Here is a 17,875-nt window from a genome sequence, read left to right as displayed (position 1 = left end):
AGGCTGAATAATGGTACAGATCGACCTGTGGAAGCGCGTTGTCATCTGGGCGGTCGTGGCCCTCGGCCTGTTCATGGCGCTGCCCAACGCGTTCTACCCCCGGGTCGAGTCCCATAACGACGCCGTCGCCGCCATCGAGCGCGGCACCGAGGCGACGCCGGAACTGGCGGAACAGGCCAGCCAATGGCCCGACTGGATGCCCTCCAGCCTCGTCAATCTCGGCCTCGACCTGCGCGGCGGCGCCCACCTCCTGGCCGAGGTCCAGGTGGGGGACGTCTACGAATCCCGGATCGAGGCGATGTGGCCGGAGATCCGCGACGTGCTCCGCGAAGAGCGCGACCGCGTCGGCCCGATCCGCCTGCAACCCATTGAAAACGCGGAACTTCGCGTCCGCCTTGTCGAGAACGCGGACGAGGTGCAGTACGCCGCCTCCGTCGTACGCGAACTGGCCCGCCCGGTCACCAGCCTCACCGGGGCGGCCGCCAACGACATCGAGGTCGCCACCGACGGCGACGAGATCGTCGTGCGGCTCAGCGAGGCCGAGCAGCGCGCGACCGATGAGCGCACCGTGCGGCAGGCGCTCGAGATCGTCCGCCGCCGGATCGACGAGGTCGGCACCCGCGAACCCACCATCCAGCGGCAGGGCTCGGACCGCATCCTGATCCAGGTCCCCGGTATCGGCAGCGCCGCCGAGCTCAAGGAAATCATCGGCACCACCGCCCAGTTGACCTTCCAGCCCGTCGTCAGCCGCAGTTCGAACGCCGACGAAAGCCCCGGAGCTGGCAACGAGATCCTGCCCTCGCTCGACCAGGAAGGCGTTTACTACATACTCGAAAGCGCCCCCGTGGTGACCGGCGAGGAGCTTGTCGATGCGCAGCCCGATTTCGATCAGAACGGCCGCCCGGCGGTCTCGTTCCGGTTCAACCCGTCGGGCGCCCGTAAATTCGGCGACTACACGGCCGCGAATGTCGGCAATCCCTTCGCCATCGTCCTCGACGAGGAGGTGATCAGCGCCCCGGTCATCCAGGCCCATATCGCCGGCGGCTCGGGGATCATCACCGGGGATTTCACCGTCGAGGAAAGCACCAACCTCGCCGTCCTTCTCCGGGCCGGCGCCCTTCCCGCGGGGCTGGAGTTTCTCGAGGAACGCACCATCGGGCCCGAGCTTGGCGCCGACAGCATCGAGGCGGGCAAGATCGCCTGTATCGCGGCCTTCGGGCTGGTGCTGATCTACATGGTCTTGAGCTACGGCATATTCGGCATTTTCGCCAATATTGCCCTGATCATCAACGTCGGTCTGATCTTCGGCCTGCTCAGCACGATCGGCGCCACGCTGACCTTGCCGGGGATCGCCGGGATCGTCCTGACGATCGGCATGGCGGTTGACGCCAACGTGCTTGTCTTCGAGCGGATACGCGAGGAGATGCTGACATCCAAAGGCCCGGCCCGGGCGATCCAGCTTGGTTATGAAAAGGCGCTGAGCGCGATTACGGATGCCAATATCACCACCTTCATGACGGCCGTGATCCTGTTTGCCATGGGCAGCGGGCCGGTCAGGGGATTTGCCATCACGCTGGGCCTCGGGATCGTGACGTCGGTGTTCACCGCGATCTTCGTGACCCGGCTGATGGTGGTCATGTGGTTCGAGCGCAAGCGGCCCAAGACCGTGCTGCAGGGGCGTGCCCTTCGGCTGGTACCGAAAGAGACCAACTGGGATTTCTTCCGGCGCTGGAAGCTGTCGCTGGGGGTGTCGGCGGTGCTGATCCTGCTGGCGCTGGGGTCCTTCGGGCTTCAGGGGCTGAACTTCGGGATCGACTTCCGCGGCGGCACGACCATCCGCACGCAGAGCGAGCAACAGATCGATATTGGCGAGTATCGCGACGCCATCCAGCAGCTCGAGCTGGGCGACATCACCATCACCGAGGTGTTCGACCCGACCTTCGGACCCGACGAGAACGTCGCCATGATCCGCATCCAGGCGCAGGACGACCAGGAGAGCGTGAGCGCGGACACCATCCAGGCGGTCGAGGCGGCCCTGCAGGAGGTCGTACCGGATATCGAGTTCACCTCGGTCGAAAGTGTCGGCCCGAAAGTGTCGAACGAGTTGATCCAGACGGCGGTGATTGCCGTGCTGCTGGCGATCGGGGCGGTGCTTGTCTACATCTGGCTCAGGTTCGAATGGCAGTTCGCGCTGGGGGCGGTGGCTGCGCTGGTGCATGACGTGGTGCTGACCATCGGCATATTCTCGGAGCTGCAGATACAGTTCGACCTGGCCATCATCGCGGCCCTTCTGACCATCGTCGGCTACTCGCTCAACGACACCGTGGTCGTCTTCGACCGGGTGCGCGAGAACCTGCGGAAGTACAAGAAGAAGGCGCTGAGCGAGGTTCTCAACATCTCGATCAACGAAACCCTCAGCCGGACGATGATGACCTCTGTCACCACGTTGCTGGCACTGGTGGCGCTCTTCATCCTGGGCGGCGACGTGATCCGCGGCTTTGTCTTCGCGATGATCTGGGGCGTGATCGTGGGCACCTATTCCTCGATCTTCGTGGCCAGCACCATCCTGCTTTGGCTCGGCGTCAAGCGGGACTGGTCGAAACCCGACAAGGGCGCCGGGACACAGTTCGCCGACGTGGATGCCTGAGGCACTCAACCAGGCCCTGGCCACGCCGGGGCTGGTCTGGCTGATCTGCGCCATCGGCGTGGCGGGCATCGTCAGGGGGTTTTCCGGCTTCGGCACGGCGCTGATCTTCGTGCCGGTTGCCAACATCTTCCTCGAGCCGAAGATCGTCGTTGCGGTGATTGCCCTCACGGGGATTGCCAGCAATGCCGTGGTCCTGCCGCGTGCGTGGCACCAGGGCAGCCGGGGCGAGGTGGGCCGGCTTGTCGTGGCGGCGCTGCTGACCGTGCCCGTGGGGCTGTGGCTGCTCGACGTGCTGGACAAGACGACGGTGCGATGGGTCGTCACCTTCATCGCCGGGGGCATGCTGGCGGCGCTGGTGTCGGGCTGGCGATTCTCGGGCGTGGTCTCGAAACCGATGCTGTTCGTGATCGGGGCGGCGGCGGGCCTTGTGGGCGGCATGACCGGCCTGACCGGGCCGGTGGTGATTCTCTTCTACCTGGCGGGACAGGCGGTGGCGCAGTCGGTGCGGGCCAACACCATCCTGTTCCTTGCCGCGCTCGACGTGGTGATCCTTGTGACGCTGTTCGTGAAGGGCGACGTGACCCTGTATATCGTCCTGATGGCGGCGATCCTGTCGGTGCCATATGCCGCCACGACGATGCTGGGACAGTCGCTGTTTGACCCGAAACACGAACGGCTTTACCGCTGGGCCGCCTACGGGGTGATCGGGCTGGCGGTTGTCAGCGGGCTGCCCGTCTGGAACAATGGGGCCTGACATGCAACTGAACGAGATGAGTTTCGACGGCGCCACCCCCATCGAGGGGTACGGCCCGGGTTTCTTCCGCATCGGCGGGCAGGCCTTCGAGGGCGGTGTGCTGGTCACGGCGCGGGGCGCCAGAAGCTGGGGCGGGTACGAGGATACCGGGCCCTTGCTGGCGCTGAAGGAGGATGTCGACGTGCTTTTCGTGGGCACCGGGGCGGAAACCGGGCACATCCCGTCCGAGCTTCGTCAGCCGCTCGAGGCCGCGGGGCTGGGGGTCGAGGCGATGAACTCGCCCGCCGCGTGCCGCACCTACAACGTGCTGCTGTCCGAGGGCCGCCGGGTTGCCGTTGCGGTGTTGCCGGTCTGAGGCACGGCCGCTGACGGCCTTGCCGTGCGTGGCTTGCTTGGAACTCCGTCTTTCCCGCCCCGAGCCTTTGCGCTAAGGGGTGGCCATGAGCCTTGAGGTCAACGATCTGTCGATCGCACGTGGCGGCGTGCGGGTGCTGGAGGGGGTGAGCTTTACCCTCGCGCCGGGCCGGGCGCTCGTGTTGCGGGGGCCGAACGGGATCGGCAAGACCACGTTGCTGCGCACCGTGGCCGGGCTCCAGCCGCCGGTCAGCGGCGCGGTTCGAGTGGAGGCGGAAAGCCTTGTCTATGCCGGCCATTCCGACGGGATCAAGGCGACGCTGAGCGTGGCCGAGAACCTGAACTTCTGGGCGCAGGTCTTTGGAAAGTCGGACATTTTGCCAGCGATCGAGGCATTCGATCTGGCCCCGCTGGCGGATCGGGCGGCCGGGATGCTGTCGGCCGGGCAAAAACGCCGGCTGGGCCTCGCCCGGCTGCTGGTGACGGGCCGGCCCGTCTGGGTGCTGGACGAGCCGACCGTCTCGCTCGACCGGGAGGCGGTGGCGATGTTCGCGCGGGCGGTGGGCAGGCACCTGGCGGGGGGCGGCTCGGCCCTGCTGGCCACGCATATCGAGCTTGGCCTGGAGGGGGCGGAGACGCTGGACCTGGCGCCCTATCGCGCCCGGGCGGCCGAGGTGGACGATTTCGACGAGGCCTTCCTGTGATCGCGCTGCTTCTTCGCGACCTGCGTCTTGCCATGCGGGCGGGTGGCGGCTTTGGCCTTGGCCTTGCCTTCTTTCTGATCGTGGTCACGCTGGTGCCCTTCGGGGTGGGCCCGCAAAGCGGGCTGCTGGCCACGATCGCGCCGGGCATCCTGTGGCTGGGGGCGCTGCTGGCCTGCCTGTTGTCGCTCGACCGAATCTTCGCGCTCGACTGGGAGGATGGTAGCCTCGACCTGCTGGCGACCGCGCCCTTGCCGATGGAGGCCGTGGTGAGCGTCAAGGCGCTGGCGCATTGGCTGACCACGGGCCTGCCGCTGGTGCTGGCGACGCCGGTCTTCGGGCTGCTTCTGAGCCTGCCGGGGGCGGGTTACGGGCCGCTTCTGGTGTCGCTGCTGTTGGGCACGCCTGCGCTGTCGGTGATCGGCACGTTCGGCGCCGCGCTGACCGTAGGGCTCAAGCGGGGCGGGCTTCTGCTGTCGCTGCTGGTGCTGCCGCTTTACGTGCCCACGCTGATCTTCGGGGCCGAGATGGCGCGGCGGGGCGTCGACGGGCTCGACTACACGACACCGCTTCTGATGCTGGCGGGGATCACCTGCGGCACCATCGCGCTTTTGCCTTTCGCGTCGGCTGCGGTATTGAAGGTCAATCTGAGGTAGCCAGCGGGAATCGATGATGACTCTCAACAGGCTCTGGGAATATGCGAACCCCAAGAAGTTCATGGAGACCACCGGCAGGGTGCTGCCCACGGTCTCGGTGCTGGCGGCGCTGTGCCTCGTGACGGGGCTTGTCTGGGGGTTCTTCTTCACGCCGGACGATTACCGTCAGGGGGCGACCGTCAAGATCATCTACATCCACGTGCCGAGCGCCCTGATGGCGATCAACGCGTGGCTGATGATGCTGGTCACCTCGCTGATCTGGATCGTGCGGCGGCACCATGTGAGCGCGCTGGCGGCGCGTGCGGCGGCGCCGGTGGGGATGGTGATGACGGTGATCGCGCTGCTGACCGGGGCGATCTGGGGCCAGCCGATGTGGGGGACGTGGTGGGCGTGGGACCCGCGGCTGACCTCGTTCCTGATCCTGTTCCTGTTCTACCTGGGCTATATCGCGCTGTGGGAGGCGATCGAGAACGATGACACGGCGGCGGACCTGACCTCGATCCTGTGTCTCGTCGGCTCGGTCTTCGCGCTGCTCAGCCGGTACGCGGTGAATTTCTGGAACCAGGGCCTGCACCAGGGGGCGTCGCTCAGCCTCGACAAGGAGGAGAACGTGGCGGACGTGTTCTATTACCCGCTGCTGGTTTCCATCGCGGGATTCGTGCTGTTGTTCGTGGCGCTGGTGCTGTTGCGGACGCGGACGGAAATTCGGGCCCGGCGGATGCGGGCGCTGCTGGCGCGGGAGCGGATGGGATGATGCCGGACCTCGGAAAATATGCAGAGACGGTGCTGTCGGCCTACGCGGTGTCGCTGGTGCTGGTCGTGGTGCTGGTGTGGCTCAGCGTCCGGCGTGGGCGCAAGGTGAAGGCCGAGCTGGAAGCGGTTGAAAAGAAAGTCGGAAAGAATGGCTAAGGTGTCGCCCCTCATGATTGCGCCGCCGGTGATCTTCGCCGCGCTGGCCGCGCTTTTCTATTTCGGGATGCAGCGGGAGAATCCCGACGATCTGCCCTCGACCTTCATCGGGCGGGAGGCGCCGCCGGTGCCCGAGGCACATCTCGAAGGCCGGAGAAATTTCACTGATGCCGACCTGCGGGAGGGTCAGGTGACGGTGGTGAACTTCTGGGCGAGCTGGTGCCCGCCCTGCCGGGCCGAGCACCCGACGCTGCACCGGCTGGCCGAGGAGGGCATTCAGCTTTACGGCATCAACTTCAAGGACGAGGCGGGGCAGGCCAACACCTATCTGGACGATGACGGCAACCCGTTCCTTGGCGTGGCCTTCGACCCGAAAGGGCGCACGGCGATCGACTGGGGGGTCACGGCGCCGCCGGAAACCTTCATCATCGGCGGCGACGGCACGGTGCTTTACAAGTTCATCGGGCCTTTGGTGGGCAGCGATTACGAGCAGCGGTTCCGGCCCGAGCTTGAAAAGGCGCTGGAGGCCGCGCGGTGACTGCTCCCGCCCCAAGATTAGAGGCCCGGCACCTGGTGCGGCGCTATGGCGGGCGCGTGGTGGTCGACGACGTGTCGCTGCACGTGGAGCCCGGGCAGGTGACCTGCCTGCTGGGGCCGTCGGGCTGTGGCAAGTCGACGACGTTGCGGATGATCGCCGGGGTCGAGATGCAGGATGCGGGCGAGATCCATGTCGACGGCAAGCTGATCTGTGACACAGTCTTCCGGGTGCCGCCGGAGCGGCGGAATATTGGCCTTATGTTTCAAGACTTTGCGCTGTTTCCGCACCTGAAGGTGGGGGAGAACGTGGCGTTCGGGCTGTCGGGGGACAAGGCCGCGATGGCGCGGCGGGTGGGCGAGCTGCTCGAACGGGTGGGGCTGGCCGATTACGAGACCGCCTATCCGCACGAGCTGTCCGGCGGCGAGCAGCAGCGCGTGGCGCTGGCGCGGGCGCTGGCGCCGGGGCCGTCGATCATGCTGATGGACGAGCCGTTTTCCGGGCTCGACAACCGGCTGCGGGATGGCATCCGGGACGAGACGCTGGAGATCCTGCGGGAGCAGGACACCGCCGTTCTGCTGGTCACGCACGAGCCGGAGGAGGCGATGCGGATGGCCGACAACATCGCCCTGATGCGCGACGGGCGGATCGTGCAGGAGGGGGCGCCCTACAATATCTACAATGCTCCGGCCGACCGGGATGCGGTGGCTTTCTTCAGCGATATCAACGTTCTGCGGGGCAAAGTTGAAGGATCGCTCGTGCAGACGCCGTTCGGCCAGTTCCTTGCGCCCGGCGCACATGAAGGCCACGAGGTCGAGATCGTCATCCGGCCGCAGCACGTGAAGATCGACTTCGACCGCAGCGGGCGCGGGCCGGACCCGACGATCGAGTATGGCACGCCGGCGCGGGGGGTGGTGAAGCGGGCAAGGTTCATGGGGTCGGAGAGCCTTGTGGAGTTCCGGATGGACCACGACGGCTCGATCTTCCGGGTGACGGTGCCGAACGTGTTTCTGCCGGCGGCGGGCAAGGTGATGTGGTTGATGATCCGGCGGGACAAGTGTTTCCTGTTCCCGGTGAAGACGGGCGGCAGGGCCTGAGTTAACAGGGGTTTCGGACGAAAACGGCGTGTCGGTATCGCGTCGGTATAACGTCGGTATTTTGTCGGTGTTTTTTGCCGAAACCCTTGAGTTTCAATTGGTTAACGCACCGGGCGTTGCGGTTTGGCGGGCCCGGGTCGATGGCGCGAGGTCCCGGCTCGGGGGCCGGGACGGGGGGGGAGTGGTGGGTTGGCACCCACCCTACGGGTCGTCCTCGGGTACGAGGAGTTTGATTTCGCCTGCGGCTTCGAGCGTGCGGATGGCGTTGGTCACGGCGGTCATCGCGGCCTCACCATCCTTGGCCGAGACGGTGCCCAGCTCCTCGATCTCGTCGCGCAGCGCGTCGCCCATGCGTTTCGACAGGCTGTCGAGGAGGAAATTGGCGGCCTGCACGAGGTCTTCGTCATCGGAGGCCATCGCGGCGGCGAGTGCCGGGGCGAGATCCTGTCGGGGCAGGTCGCGGGTGATGGCGGGCACATCGAGCGGGTTCACGCGGTCGGGGATGTTGGCGAAGGTGAAGATCGCCTTGCGCACGAGGCGGGCGAAGTCGAGATCGGTTTCCTCGAGCCCGGTGAGCACGTCGTCGCGGGTGGCGGCCTGAGAGTAGTTGAGGATGGCGCCGACCCGTTCCACCGGGCCGTTCTCGAAGGCGGTGGGCGGCACCTCGTGCAGCTGGGCGGCGAGCGACAGGCCGATCCGGTCGACGGCGTCGGGCGTCGCGGCCTCGGTCTGGGAGACGGCGTAGGTGATGCGTCGGGTCACGGGGCCCGGCAGGCGGCCCAGAAGCTCGGCCGCGCGGGTGACGTCGAGCTTCGACAAAAGGATCGCCGCCACCTCGGTGCTTTCGGATTGCAGGATGTTTAGGAGGTGCTGGGCCTCGGCGTTGCAGACCTGCTGCCACGGGTCGCCGAACTGGCGCACGCCGGCCTCTTTCCTCAGCCGCGCGGCGGTCTGGGCGCTGATCCGGCCGTCGAGGGCGGACAGCGCGCCGGCGACGCCGCGCGGGAAGGTGAGGCCCATCGCCTCCAACTCCTCCGAAAACTCGGCGACGACGTCGGTCAGGGTGGTGCGGTCGACATAGCGCATCGAGCCCATCTGGGTGGTGAGCTCGGCCTGCAGCCCTTCGGGCAGGTCGGTGAGCGGCACGTCTGCCCCTTCATTGAGCAGGAAGCGAACGATGATGGCAGCTTTCTGCCGACGGGTCAGCCGCGCGGCGGCGGAGCCGGCGCCCGAACCGGGGCCAGAGGGCAGGGCGAGGCGCGCAAGGTCGGTGGAGGACATACCGATTCCCGAACTGGTGACGGCGTGAGACTAGGCCGGGAAGGTGAACAAAGGTCTAAGGCAAAACAGGCGGCCCGAGGCCGCCCGTTGCATTGGGATTTGGGCCGCGATCAGCTTGTCGTCGGCACGCAGGACTTCGATTCCGAGTCGTATGTGGTGCCTTCGGCACAGGTCATGGCCTGCTGTTCATGGTAGGTGCAGCCGGCATAGGCCGAGACGGCCGATGCGAGGGTGAGGGCGGCTGCGGTCAGAATGGTCTTCACTTGCATGGTGTACCTTTCCTGTTCGAACGGGTGGATCATAACATAGATCGTCTTTCCGCAGGGTCACATTTTGCGGGGGCTAGTAGCTGTAGGTCACGCCGGTCATGATCGCCTGCCGGAGGGAGGTTTCGGACCAGGTGCCGCGGCCGCCATGTGCCTCGATTTCGAGCAGTTGCTGCCGGGCGCCGACGAGGTCGCCGGTTTCGACGAGGGCCTGCCCCATGTAGGAGCGGGCGGCGATGTTGCCGGGGTTCTTCGCAAGCGCGGCCCTGTAGAAGGCCATGCCTTCGTCCATGTCGCCCAGCTTGCGGGTGGTGAAGCCCCAGTAGGTGAGCACGCGATCCTCGGACTGGTCGGACATGGCCGAGAGGGCGGCCTGGGCGTTCTCGTGCTGGCCGGCATAGGCGAATTCGCGGACCGCGCCGTAGAGCGTGTCGTCATCCAGCGCGCCGCTTTGCGGGTTGACGCAGCGCCCGGTGCGGCTGTCCCAGACCTGGCCGTTGGTGCAGGTCTGGGTGGTGGGCGAGGGCTTGGGCGGGTCGTCGTCAAACCGGTCCTTGGCGAAGGCCGTGCCCGGGATCAGGGTGGCGGCGAGGATGATGGCGCGTAGCATGGCAACTCCCTGTGATCGGTGTTGCCCCTAGCTACGCAGCCGCGCGGGAAACAGTTGCAAAATACCCGGCCCGATCACGGGGTTGTGAGGTCAGCTTTCGCCGAAGACGCGGCGGAAGATCGTGTCGACATGCTTGGTGTGGTAGTCCATGTCGAACTTTTCCTCGATCTGCTCGGGGCTCAGCGCGGCGCAGACTTCGGCGTCGGCGAGGAGCTCTTCCTTGAAGTCGGTGCGGTGTTCCCAGACCTTGAGCGCGTTGCGCTGGACCATGGCGTAGGCATCCTCGCGGCTGACGCCCGCCTGGGTCAGGGCGAGCAGGACGCGCTGGGACATGACGAGACCGGGGAACTTGTTCATGTTCTCGAGCATGTTCTCGGGGAAGATGATCATCTTGTCGACGACGCCGGTGAGGCGGGCGAGGGCAAAGTCGAGGGTGACGGTGGCGTCGGGGCCGATCATGCGCTCGACCGAGGAGTGGGAGATGTCGCGCTCGTGCCAGAGGGCCACGTTTTCCATTGCCGGGATGACCGACATGCGCACGAGGCGGGCGAGGCCGGTGAGGTTCTCGGTGAGCACGGGGTTCTTCTTGTGCGGCATGGCCGAGGAGCCCTTCTGGCCCATCGAGAAGAACTCGGCCCCTTCCAGCACCTCGGTGCGCTGCATGTGGCGGATCTCGATCGCGACGTTTTCGACCGATGAGGCGATGACGCCCAGCGTGGCGAAGAAGGCGGCGTGGCGGTCGCGGGGGATGACCTGCGTGGAGATGGGCTCGGGCTTGAGGCCGAGCTTGGCGCAGACATGCTCCTCGACCGCAGGGTCGATATTGGCGAAGGTGCCGACGGCGCCGGAGATGGCGCCGGTGGCGACCTCCTCGCGGGCGGTGCGCAGGCGGGTGAGGTTGCGCTCCATCTCGGCGTAGAAGCGGGCGAAGGTGAGGCCCATGGTGGTGGGTTCGGCATGGATGCCGTGGGAGCGGCCGACGCGCAGGGTCATCTTGTGCTCGAAAGCGCGGCGCTTGAGGGCGGCCAGCAGGCCCTCGAGGTCGGCGATGAGGATGTCGGCGGCGCGGGTGAGCTGGATGTTGAAGCAGGTGTCCAGCACGTCCGAGGAGGTCATGCCCTGGTGGACGAAGCGGGCCTCGTCGGAGCCCACGTGTTCGGCCAGGTGGGTGAGGAAGGCGATGACGTCGTGCTTGGTGACGGCCTCGATCTCGTCGATGCGGGCGACGTCGAATTCCACGTCGTTGGCTTTCCAGACGGCCTCGGCATTTTCCCGCGGGATGACGCCCAGGTCGGCCATGGCGTCACAGGCATGGGCCTCGATCTCGTACCAGATGCGGAACTTGGTGGCGGGGTCCCAGATCTGGACCATGTCGGGGCGGGAATAGCGGGGAATCATGCTGGGCGGTTTTCCGGTTTGAATGGGCTGTCGCGGGGGGTTTAGACTTATGCGCGCGGGGCAGCAAGGCGGGAGCGGGTGCGTGGGACTTGGGCTGATGGATTTCGAGGGCGTGTGGCAGGTGGTGCGGCGGATCGAGAATGCCGCGGGGCCCGATGCGCGGTTCGAGGGCGTGGCGCGGTTCGAGCGGGATGGCGCGGGGCTGAGCTATGCCGAGGAAGGGGAGTTGCGGCTGGAGGGGCAGGCGCCGATCCGGGGGGAGCGGCGGTATTTGTGGCGGGAAGAAGAGGACGGGAGGATCGCGGTGTTCTTCGATGACGGGCGCGATTTTCACCGGTTCGATCCGGGGGCCGAGGCGCCGGGGGACCGGCATCATTGCGCGCCGGATGTGTATGACGTGACGTATGATTTCAGCGGCTGGCCGGAGTGGGAGAGCCGCTGGCGGGTGACGGGGCCGCGGAAGGATTACGCGATGGTCTCGCGGTATCGGCGGTGAGTTGAGGCGGGAGGGGTGCCTTTTATGTGAGAAAGTCGGCTGTGCGGGACTGAGCGGTCAGTGAACCCCGAGGGTGCGAAGCCGTGCATCGACGGGCCGTGGTGCGGCGAACCGAGGGTGGTGAGGGGCAGTTTATGTCTGCGAAGTGCATCTGACCTACGAGCGTGGCACTCCAACTGCCAAATCGCCGTGCCGTCGGGGCGGCCCGTCGTTGCGCGGCGGGCTGAAGCCCTTTGTTCCGCGCAGGCGCTTCATCGGTAGATCACGCTGGGCTCGAAGCGGGCATTAGCCGCGTCGTGGATATGTTGTCGGCATTGCAGAACAGCGCGGGCAGTGGGCTTCGCAGGTGATGGCCCCGATTTTCCGGATGTCGGGGTAATTGTGCCATCTTATGGACAAACTGTTCCGGCAGGGTTGAGGGCAGCCCGACGGAAAAGTGCTCCCCAAGGCGGTTCAGAGAAGTGCAAACTTGAAGCGGTGCAGCGAGGCTGTGCCGCTTTCTTTCGTTTTGCGGATGCGGGCCGCCGTGGGGCTGGGTAGGGTTTCGGCATGACCGAGATTCTGCAGACCCGCACGCCCCATGATGTCACCGCGCCCAAGCCCCTGCCGGGGGTCGCGCCGCTGGAGGTGGCGGAGTGGCTGCTGGTGGACGAGGCGTTCGCGGGACAGATGGCGGAGCGGGAGCGGCTGCTGGCCGAGCGGCGGGACGAGGTGCTGGCCGTCACCGAGGCGGGGCAGGCTGCGGCGGCGGAGTTGCTGGAGCACGTGCTGGGCTGGCTGGCGGTGCATGCGCCGGCCTACGAGGTGTCGGGGACGCAGGTGCTTCGGCCTGACGGGGTGACCGTGACGGTCGACCGGGGCGATCCGATGGGCACGCTGGGGCGGCTGGTGCAGGAGGACCTGTGCCTGCTGGAGAAGCAGGGGGAGGAGCATGTGCTGACGGCCGCCGTGCTGTGCTTTCCGGCGAGCTGGCGGCTGGCCGACAAGATCGGGCGGCCGCTGACGGGGATTCACGTGCCGGTGCCGGCCTATGACGACGGCATCGCGCGGCGGGTGCAGCGGCTCTTCGACGGGGTCAGGGTGGGGCGGCCGCTGTGGCGGTTCAACGTGCTGAGCTATGCCGATGCGGAGCTGTTCCAGCCGGTGCGGCGGGAGGCGCCCGCCTTGCCAGAGGATCCGGCGGCCTGTCCCTACCTGCGGTCGGAGCGGCAATGCGTGCTGCGCCTGCCGGAGACGCAGGCCTGCGTCTTCTCGATTCACACCTACGTGTTGCGCAAGCCCGGTCAGACGGCCTGAGCGGCCATCGGGAAGACGTCGCGCAGCATGGTGTAGGCGAACATCGCGGCGCCGAGCGGCGGCACGTAGAGGCAGAGCGACAGCGCGAGCGTGTGGATCGTCAGGCGCAGGGGCTTGGTGGGCTCGGCGCGGGTCAGGAGCATCTGGCCCAGGTCGTTGGTGAAGGTGCGCGTGCGGCCCATGGCCGTCCTGTCGCTGGTGCGGCCCTTGGCGGTGCCGGCCCGGAAGGCGGCGTCGCTGTCCATCCAGGGCGGCGGCATCGTGCCCTCGGCCCCGGCGTCGAGATCCGGTTCCGCCGCGGGCGCGAACCGGTCATCGCGAGGGAACTGGCTGTCGCCATGCATGTCCCGGGTGTTCATCCGCAGCAGGTCGAACGTCTTGTCGACGAGGTCGGCGCTGATCGGCTGGCGCGCGTCGCCGTGCAGGACGGCGGTCGAGGGCAGGAACTCTTGCGTGCGCTCGACGATGCGGTCGGCGAGGTAGCGGAAGGAGTTGGGGTCGATGCCGATCTCGTCAGAGGCGCCGGGGCTTCCCACGGCGATGACGAGGTGCCAGGACTGGCCCTCTTGCCGGGCGGGGAGCCAGCCCAGGGCCACGCGCACGTTGTCGCGGTCGATGATCGCGATATCGTTGCAGTCCCATGTCAGCGAGCGGGTGCGGGAATCGACCATCTGGAAGGCGATGTCGAATTCCTCGACGATATCCGCGAAACCGATGCTTGGTTTGCGGCTGAATTCCATCGCGACGATCGAACCGAAGGTTTGACTTTCCATTTCTACAACGCCTTTGTTGCCCTGTTAAGGCGATGTTAAGCATCCAATTCGGTTTGGAGTTGGGACAGAATGTGGCTCTTTCATGGTGTCGGGCCGAAATCCTGCACACGCATTGCGGCGTGCAAGCACCTGATCCGCCACGGGTTTTGCCGTGTCAGCCCCCGTCGATCCGGGCGGCCATGATGGCGATGGCCTTCTGGTACACGCCGGCGGCGTTCCAGGCCTGGATAGCCTGGAAGTTGGGCTCGCCCGGCTGGTAGCCCAGCCCCGGGCGCCAGCCTTTCTGGCGCAGGAAATTGGCGGTCGAGGCCAGCGCGTCGGCCTGGTTGTAGAAATCGACGCGGCCGTTGCGGTCGGCATCGACGCCGTAGGCCAGCGCGTTGCCGGGCAGGAACTGGGTATGGCCCAGCTCGCCATGCATGGCGCCCTTGGTCTGGCCGGTGATCGAGCCCATGTCGACCAGCTTGAGCGCGCCGATGGCGTGGGGGACGAAGAAGGCCGAGCGGCGGCAGTCATAGGCGAGGGTGGTGATGGCCGAGACGACCTCGGCATCGCCCATGAACCCGCCGAAGCCAGTTTCCATGCCGTGGATGGCGATCAGCACGCCGGCGGGCACCCCGTAGGAGCGTTCGAGCGCGTCGTAGAAGGCGGCGTTGCGCGCCTTGCGCTGGCGCCCCTGCGAGATGATCGTGGAGGAGCCGCGCACCTGCATGAACTTTTCCAGCGTGTAGCCGAAGCTTTTCTGGTTGCGGTCGGCGGCGATGGTGCGGCTGGCGTAGCGGGTGGCGGCGAGGGCCTGAAGCCCGCGCTGGCCGACACCGGCGCGCTGGGCCTCGCCGGCGAAGGCGGCTTTCCACGCCTCGAAGCCGGCCGAATTGTTGCCGCAGGATGCGGCGTTCGCGGATTGTGCGGAAAAGATTGTGAGACTGCCTAGAAGGGCGAGGGCCGTCGCAAGCCGGGTCATGGGAGCGCCTCCGATTGAAGTTTCGGAGGAAGTCTAACCCGGCGCGGCGGCCCTAGGAAGCGTTTCGTTGCGCGGATATCAGCCGATGAAACCCTGCAGCGCGGTCATCGCCTGGGCGGTGGTGCCGAAGGTCTGGAAGCCGATGAACGTGCCGGTCAGCGCCGCGGTCTGGGAGGCGAGGCGCAGGTTCTCGCCCTTGGCGCAGTTGAGCACCAGCAGCATGATCCCCAGCGGCAGCGCGAAGAGCGCCACGGCGAAGGAGAGCAGCCAGGCCGAGAGCCGCAGGGGCGCGGCGCGGACGATATCCTCCTGGTCGCGGGCGACCTTTTCGGCCGCGGCCTCGGAGGCGAGAATGTCGGGATCGACCCAGTTCTCGGTGAAGACCTTGCGCAGCCGGTCGGGGGAGGCGGCGTGATCGAAGATCGCCGGATCCTGGCTGGTGATGCGGTGCTGGAGGAGGTCGTTGGTTTCCTCGATATCCGGCAGGGCGCGGGCGGAGGTCACCCGGCGGGGGGTGATTTTTGCCGGCTGCGTCGTGGCCGCCGGGGCAAGGCCCGTGGCGCGGGCGAAATCGGCGGCGGAGAGGACGACATCGGTGTCGATCCACTTGACGAAATCGGGCGTCAGTTCGGTGAAGAGCTTCTGCAGCACGCGGGCGACGGCGGAATCGCGCGAGAAGGTCGAGGTGCGCCGGTCGTCCTTGCTGGCCATGGCCACGGACAGGTAGCTGGGCGAGGGCGCAGGCAGGGCGGAGAGCGTGACGTCATCCTGGGTGGTGAGGTACAGCTCGAGCTGTTCGGTGGTGACCAGCGCCCGGTTGCCGGACAGGATATGCGAGCCCAGTACACGGTGCCCCAGCGCCTCGAAGCTGCCAACGGCGTGGTTGGCGATCTCGGTGATGTCGAGCGGGCGGTAGCGTGTGAACGCCAGCCCCGCGGTTGCCCATGTGTTGCCTGTCGTCATGATCAGCCCGTTCATGCATTCTTTTGTTGTCATTGCCGGCGACACTGGCCCCGAAAGGCGGAGTCAGTTTGTTGCAAATGTGGAACTAATTGGGCAATTTGCCCGGCCATTGATGAGCCGGCCTCGCGCGCGGGCGCAAGGGTGGCCTGCAAGTCTCTGATAGAAAAAAGAAAAGGCGCCCCGAGGGGCGCCTTTCCGGATGGTGGTGAAAGCCGGCTCAGCAGCTGTAGTACATCTGGAATTCGACCGGGTGCGGCGTGTGCTCGTACATCTCGATCTCTTCCATCTTCAGCGCGATGTAGCCGTCGATCTGGTCCTTGGTGAAGACGTCGCCGGCCAGCAGGAAGGCGTGATCCGCGGCCAGCGCGTCGATCGCTTCGCGCAGGCTGCCACAGACGGTGGGGATGCCTTCGAGCTCTTCGGCGGGCAGGTCGTAGAGGTTCTTGTCCATCGCCTCGCCCGGGTCGATCTTGTTCTTGATCCCGTCGAGACCGGCCATCAGCAGGGCCGAGAAGGCCAGGTAGGGGTTGGCCGAGGGATCGGGGAAGCGGGCCTCGACGCGCTTGGCTTTCGGGCTTTCCGTCCACGGGATCCGGACGCAGCCGGAGCGGTTGCGGGCCGAGTAGGCGCGCAGCACGGGGGCCTCGAAGCCCGGGATCAGCCGCTTGTAGCTGTTGGTCGAGGGGTTGGTGAAGGCGTTCAGCGTCTTGGCATGCTTGAGGATGCCGCCGATGAACCAAAGCGCTTCCTGGCTCAGGTCGGCATACTTGTCGCCGGCGAAGAGCGGCTTGCCGTCCTTCCAGATCGACATGTTGACGTGCATCCCGGTGCCGTTGTCGCCCGCGATGGGCTTGGGCATGAAGGTGGCCGTCTTGCCATAGGCTTGCGCGACGTTATGGATGACGTACTTGTATTTCTGCAGCTCGTCGCCCTGCTTGGTGAGCGTGCCGAAGATCAGGCCGAGCTCGTGCTGGCAGGAGGCCACCTCGTGGTGGTGCTTGTCGACCTTCATGCCGAGGCGTTTCATGGTCGAGAGCATTTCCGAGCGGATGTCCTGGGCATCGTCGGTGGGGTTCACCGGGAAGTAGCCGCCCTTGACGCCGGGGCGGTGGCCCATGTTGCCCATCTCGTACTCGGTGTCGGTGTTCCACGAGGCGTCGAGCGCGTCGACCTCGTAGCCGACCTTGTTGATCGAGTTCGAGAAGCGGACGTCGTCGAACAGGAAGAACTCGGCCTCGGGGCCGAAGAAGGCGCTGTCGCCGATGCCCGAGGATTTCAGGTAGGCCTCGGCCTTTTCGGCGGTGCCGCGGGGGTCGCGCTCGTAGGGTTCGCCGGTGTCGGGTTCGACCACCGAGCAGTGCACGCAGACGGTCTTCTCGGCATAGAACGGGTCGATATAGGCCGACTCGGTGTCGGGCATGAGTTTCATGTCCGAGGCTTCGATCGATTTCCAGCCGGCGATGGACGAGCCGTCGAACATGAAGCCTTCCTCGAGGAAGTCCTCGTCGACCTGGTCGCTCAGCACGGTGACGTGCTGCAGCTTGCCGCGCGGGTCGGTGAAGCGGATGTCGACATACTCGACGTCCTCGTCCTTGATCAGTTTGAGCAGATCGCTTGCGCTCATGGTTACAGATCCCCTTCGTTGGTTGATGTTGCTTGGGTGTTGGTTAAAGCGCGTCCGAGCCGGATTCGCCGGTGCGGATGCGGATGGCCTGTTCGATGGGCGAGACGAAGATCTTGCCGTCGCCGATCTTGTCGGTCTTGGCGGCCTCGACGATCGCCTCGATGGCGCTGTCGACCTGATCGTCGTCGAGCACGACGTCGATCTTCACCTTGGGCAGGAAATCCACGACATATTCGGCGCCGCGGTAGAGCTCGGTATGGCCCTTCTGCCGGCCGAAGCCCTTGACCTCGATCACCGAGAGCCCCTGAACGCCAATCTCCTGCAGCGCCTCCTTGACCTCATCAAGCTTGAACGGCTTGATGATCGCTTCGATCTTTTTCATGCGCCCGACCTCCTTGCGGCTGTGTTCGGGGATTTCGATCACTTCTCCAACGGGCACACAATCGTATAGGCTGGCCGCGCGGGCATGGGGCCGGGCCGAATGGGGTGTTGCCCAAAATTTAGGCAAAACGCCGCGAAACCTGGCGGAATTGAATCGAGGGAGAGCGGAA

Annotated in this window: 20 protein-coding genes; 11 read left to right on the top strand and 9 right to left on the bottom strand. The window is 66.2% G+C overall.

The annotated features are described in order from the left end of the window. The first annotated feature begins 10 nt into the window (after nt 1-10). The 9 genes from secD to RLN94_RS00730 all read left to right on the top strand — a co-directional run bounded on the left by secD (nt 11) and on the right by RLN94_RS00730 (nt 7,653). Entirely contained in the window at nt 11-2,647 is a 2,637-nt protein-coding gene (gene secD / locus RLN94_RS00770) for a protein translocase subunit SecD (protein WP_350124978.1), read from the top strand. Then, nucleotides 2,640-3,401, top strand: coding sequence for a TSUP family transporter (locus RLN94_RS00765; protein ID WP_350124975.1), 762 nt, complete (start codon nt 2,640-2,642; stop codon nt 3,399-3,401). Before secD ends, RLN94_RS00765 begins: the two co-directional genes overlap by 8 nt. Before the next feature lies 1 nt (nt 3,402). Beyond that, complete coding sequence (locus RLN94_RS00760; RefSeq protein ID WP_350124972.1) at nt 3,403-3,756, top strand: Mth938-like domain-containing protein; 354 nt, start codon at nt 3,403-3,405, stop codon at nt 3,754-3,756. 85 nt (nt 3,757-3,841) lie between these two features. Then, on the top strand, nt 3,842-4,459 hold the full coding sequence (ccmA, locus tag RLN94_RS00755) for a heme ABC exporter ATP-binding protein CcmA (protein WP_350124970.1): 618 nt from the start codon (nt 3,842-3,844) through the stop codon (nt 4,457-4,459). Next, nucleotides 4,456-5,112 (top strand): heme exporter protein CcmB, encoded by a 657-nt coding sequence (gene ccmB / locus RLN94_RS00750; RefSeq protein WP_350124967.1) that lies wholly within the window; start codon nt 4,456-4,458, stop codon nt 5,110-5,112. The genes ccmA and ccmB overlap by 4 nt, the downstream gene beginning before the upstream one ends. A gap of 16 nt (nt 5,113-5,128) precedes the next feature. After that, nucleotides 5,129-5,866 carry a heme ABC transporter permease gene (locus RLN94_RS00745; RefSeq protein ID WP_350125106.1) on the top strand — a complete coding sequence of 246 codons (738 nt, stop codon included), beginning with the start codon at nt 5,129-5,131 and terminating at the stop codon, nt 5,864-5,866. Then, nucleotides 5,863-6,021, top strand: coding sequence for a heme exporter protein CcmD (gene ccmD / locus RLN94_RS00740; RefSeq protein ID WP_350124964.1), 159 nt, complete (start codon nt 5,863-5,865; stop codon nt 6,019-6,021). Before RLN94_RS00745 ends, ccmD begins: the two co-directional genes overlap by 4 nt. Beyond that, on the top strand, nt 6,014-6,559 hold the full coding sequence (locus RLN94_RS00735) for a DsbE family thiol:disulfide interchange protein (RefSeq protein WP_350124961.1): 546 nt from the start codon (nt 6,014-6,016) through the stop codon (nt 6,557-6,559). The genes ccmD and RLN94_RS00735 overlap by 8 nt, the downstream gene beginning before the upstream one ends. Beyond that, a complete protein-coding gene (locus tag RLN94_RS00730) occupies nt 6,556-7,653 on the top strand; it encodes an ABC transporter ATP-binding protein (protein ID WP_350124958.1) in 1,098 nt (365 codons plus the stop codon). The genes RLN94_RS00735 and RLN94_RS00730 overlap by 4 nt, the downstream gene beginning before the upstream one ends. Nucleotides 7,654-7,854: 201 nt before the next feature. Here RLN94_RS00730 and RLN94_RS00725 read toward each other — a convergent pair whose 3' ends face one another. The 4 genes from RLN94_RS00725 to purB all read right to left on the bottom strand — a co-directional run bounded on the left by RLN94_RS00725 (nt 7,855) and on the right by purB (nt 11,208). Then, entirely contained in the window at nt 7,855-8,934 is a 1,080-nt protein-coding gene (locus tag RLN94_RS00725; protein ID WP_350168347.1) for a flagellar motor switch protein FliG, read from the bottom strand. Nucleotides 8,935-9,044: 110 nt separating this feature from the next. Then, on the bottom strand, nt 9,045-9,203 hold the full coding sequence (locus tag RLN94_RS00720) for a chitin-binding domain-containing protein (RefSeq protein WP_350124952.1): 159 nt from the start codon (nt 9,201-9,203) through the stop codon (nt 9,045-9,047). 73 nt (nt 9,204-9,276) lie between these two features. Continuing rightward, nucleotides 9,277-9,810, bottom strand: coding sequence for a tetratricopeptide repeat protein (locus RLN94_RS00715; protein WP_350124949.1), 534 nt, complete (start codon nt 9,808-9,810; stop codon nt 9,277-9,279). 90 nt (nt 9,811-9,900) lie between these two features. After that, nucleotides 9,901-11,208 (bottom strand): adenylosuccinate lyase, encoded by a 1,308-nt coding sequence (gene purB, locus RLN94_RS00710; protein WP_350124946.1) that lies wholly within the window; start codon nt 11,206-11,208, stop codon nt 9,901-9,903. A gap of 82 nt (nt 11,209-11,290) precedes the next feature. Between purB and RLN94_RS00705 the strand changes: the two genes are divergently transcribed. Both RLN94_RS00705 and RLN94_RS00700 read left to right on the top strand, forming a co-directional pair. Next, nucleotides 11,291-11,704 (top strand): DUF6314 family protein, encoded by a 414-nt coding sequence (locus tag RLN94_RS00705; protein WP_350124943.1) that lies wholly within the window; start codon nt 11,291-11,293, stop codon nt 11,702-11,704. A gap of 549 nt (nt 11,705-12,253) precedes the next feature. Continuing rightward, nucleotides 12,254-13,000: a heme-dependent oxidative N-demethylase family protein gene (locus tag RLN94_RS00700; RefSeq protein WP_350124940.1), complete on the top strand. Its 747-nt coding sequence runs from the start codon at nt 12,254-12,256 to the stop codon at nt 12,998-13,000. Here the strand turns inward: RLN94_RS00700 and RLN94_RS00695 are convergent. The 5 genes from RLN94_RS00695 to RLN94_RS00675 all read right to left on the bottom strand — a co-directional run bounded on the left by RLN94_RS00695 (nt 12,988) and on the right by RLN94_RS00675 (nt 17,706). Continuing rightward, nucleotides 12,988-13,773, bottom strand: a complete 786-nt coding sequence (locus tag RLN94_RS00695) for a hypothetical protein (protein ID WP_350124937.1) — start codon at nt 13,771-13,773, stop codon at nt 12,988-12,990. The two genes, RLN94_RS00700 and RLN94_RS00695, sit on opposite strands and share 13 nt — an antisense overlap. Nucleotides 13,774-13,927: 154 nt before the next feature. Next, entirely contained in the window at nt 13,928-14,737 is an 810-nt protein-coding gene (locus tag RLN94_RS00690) for a lytic murein transglycosylase (RefSeq protein WP_350124934.1), read from the bottom strand. A 78-nt stretch (nt 14,738-14,815) separates the two neighbouring features. After that, a complete protein-coding gene (locus RLN94_RS00685) occupies nt 14,816-15,715 on the bottom strand; it encodes a hypothetical protein (protein WP_350124931.1) in 900 nt (299 codons plus the stop codon). Nucleotides 15,716-15,917: 202 nt separating this feature from the next. Continuing rightward, on the bottom strand, nt 15,918-17,324 hold the full coding sequence (gene glnA, locus RLN94_RS00680; RefSeq protein ID WP_350124928.1) for a type I glutamate--ammonia ligase: 1,407 nt from the start codon (nt 17,322-17,324) through the stop codon (nt 15,918-15,920). A gap of 43 nt (nt 17,325-17,367) precedes the next feature. Continuing rightward, nucleotides 17,368-17,706: a P-II family nitrogen regulator gene (locus RLN94_RS00675; protein WP_300892363.1), complete on the bottom strand. Its 339-nt coding sequence runs from the start codon at nt 17,704-17,706 to the stop codon at nt 17,368-17,370. Nucleotides 17,707-17,875: the final 169 nt, after the last annotated feature.

The sequence above is a fragment of the Roseovarius sp. genome, from assembly GCF_040223625.1.
In the GTDB taxonomy this organism is placed as follows: Bacteria; Pseudomonadota; Alphaproteobacteria; order Rhodobacterales; family Rhodobacteraceae; genus Roseovarius.
Note: the sequence above shows the minus strand (reverse complement) of the source record. Positions and strands in the feature narration are given on the sequence as shown.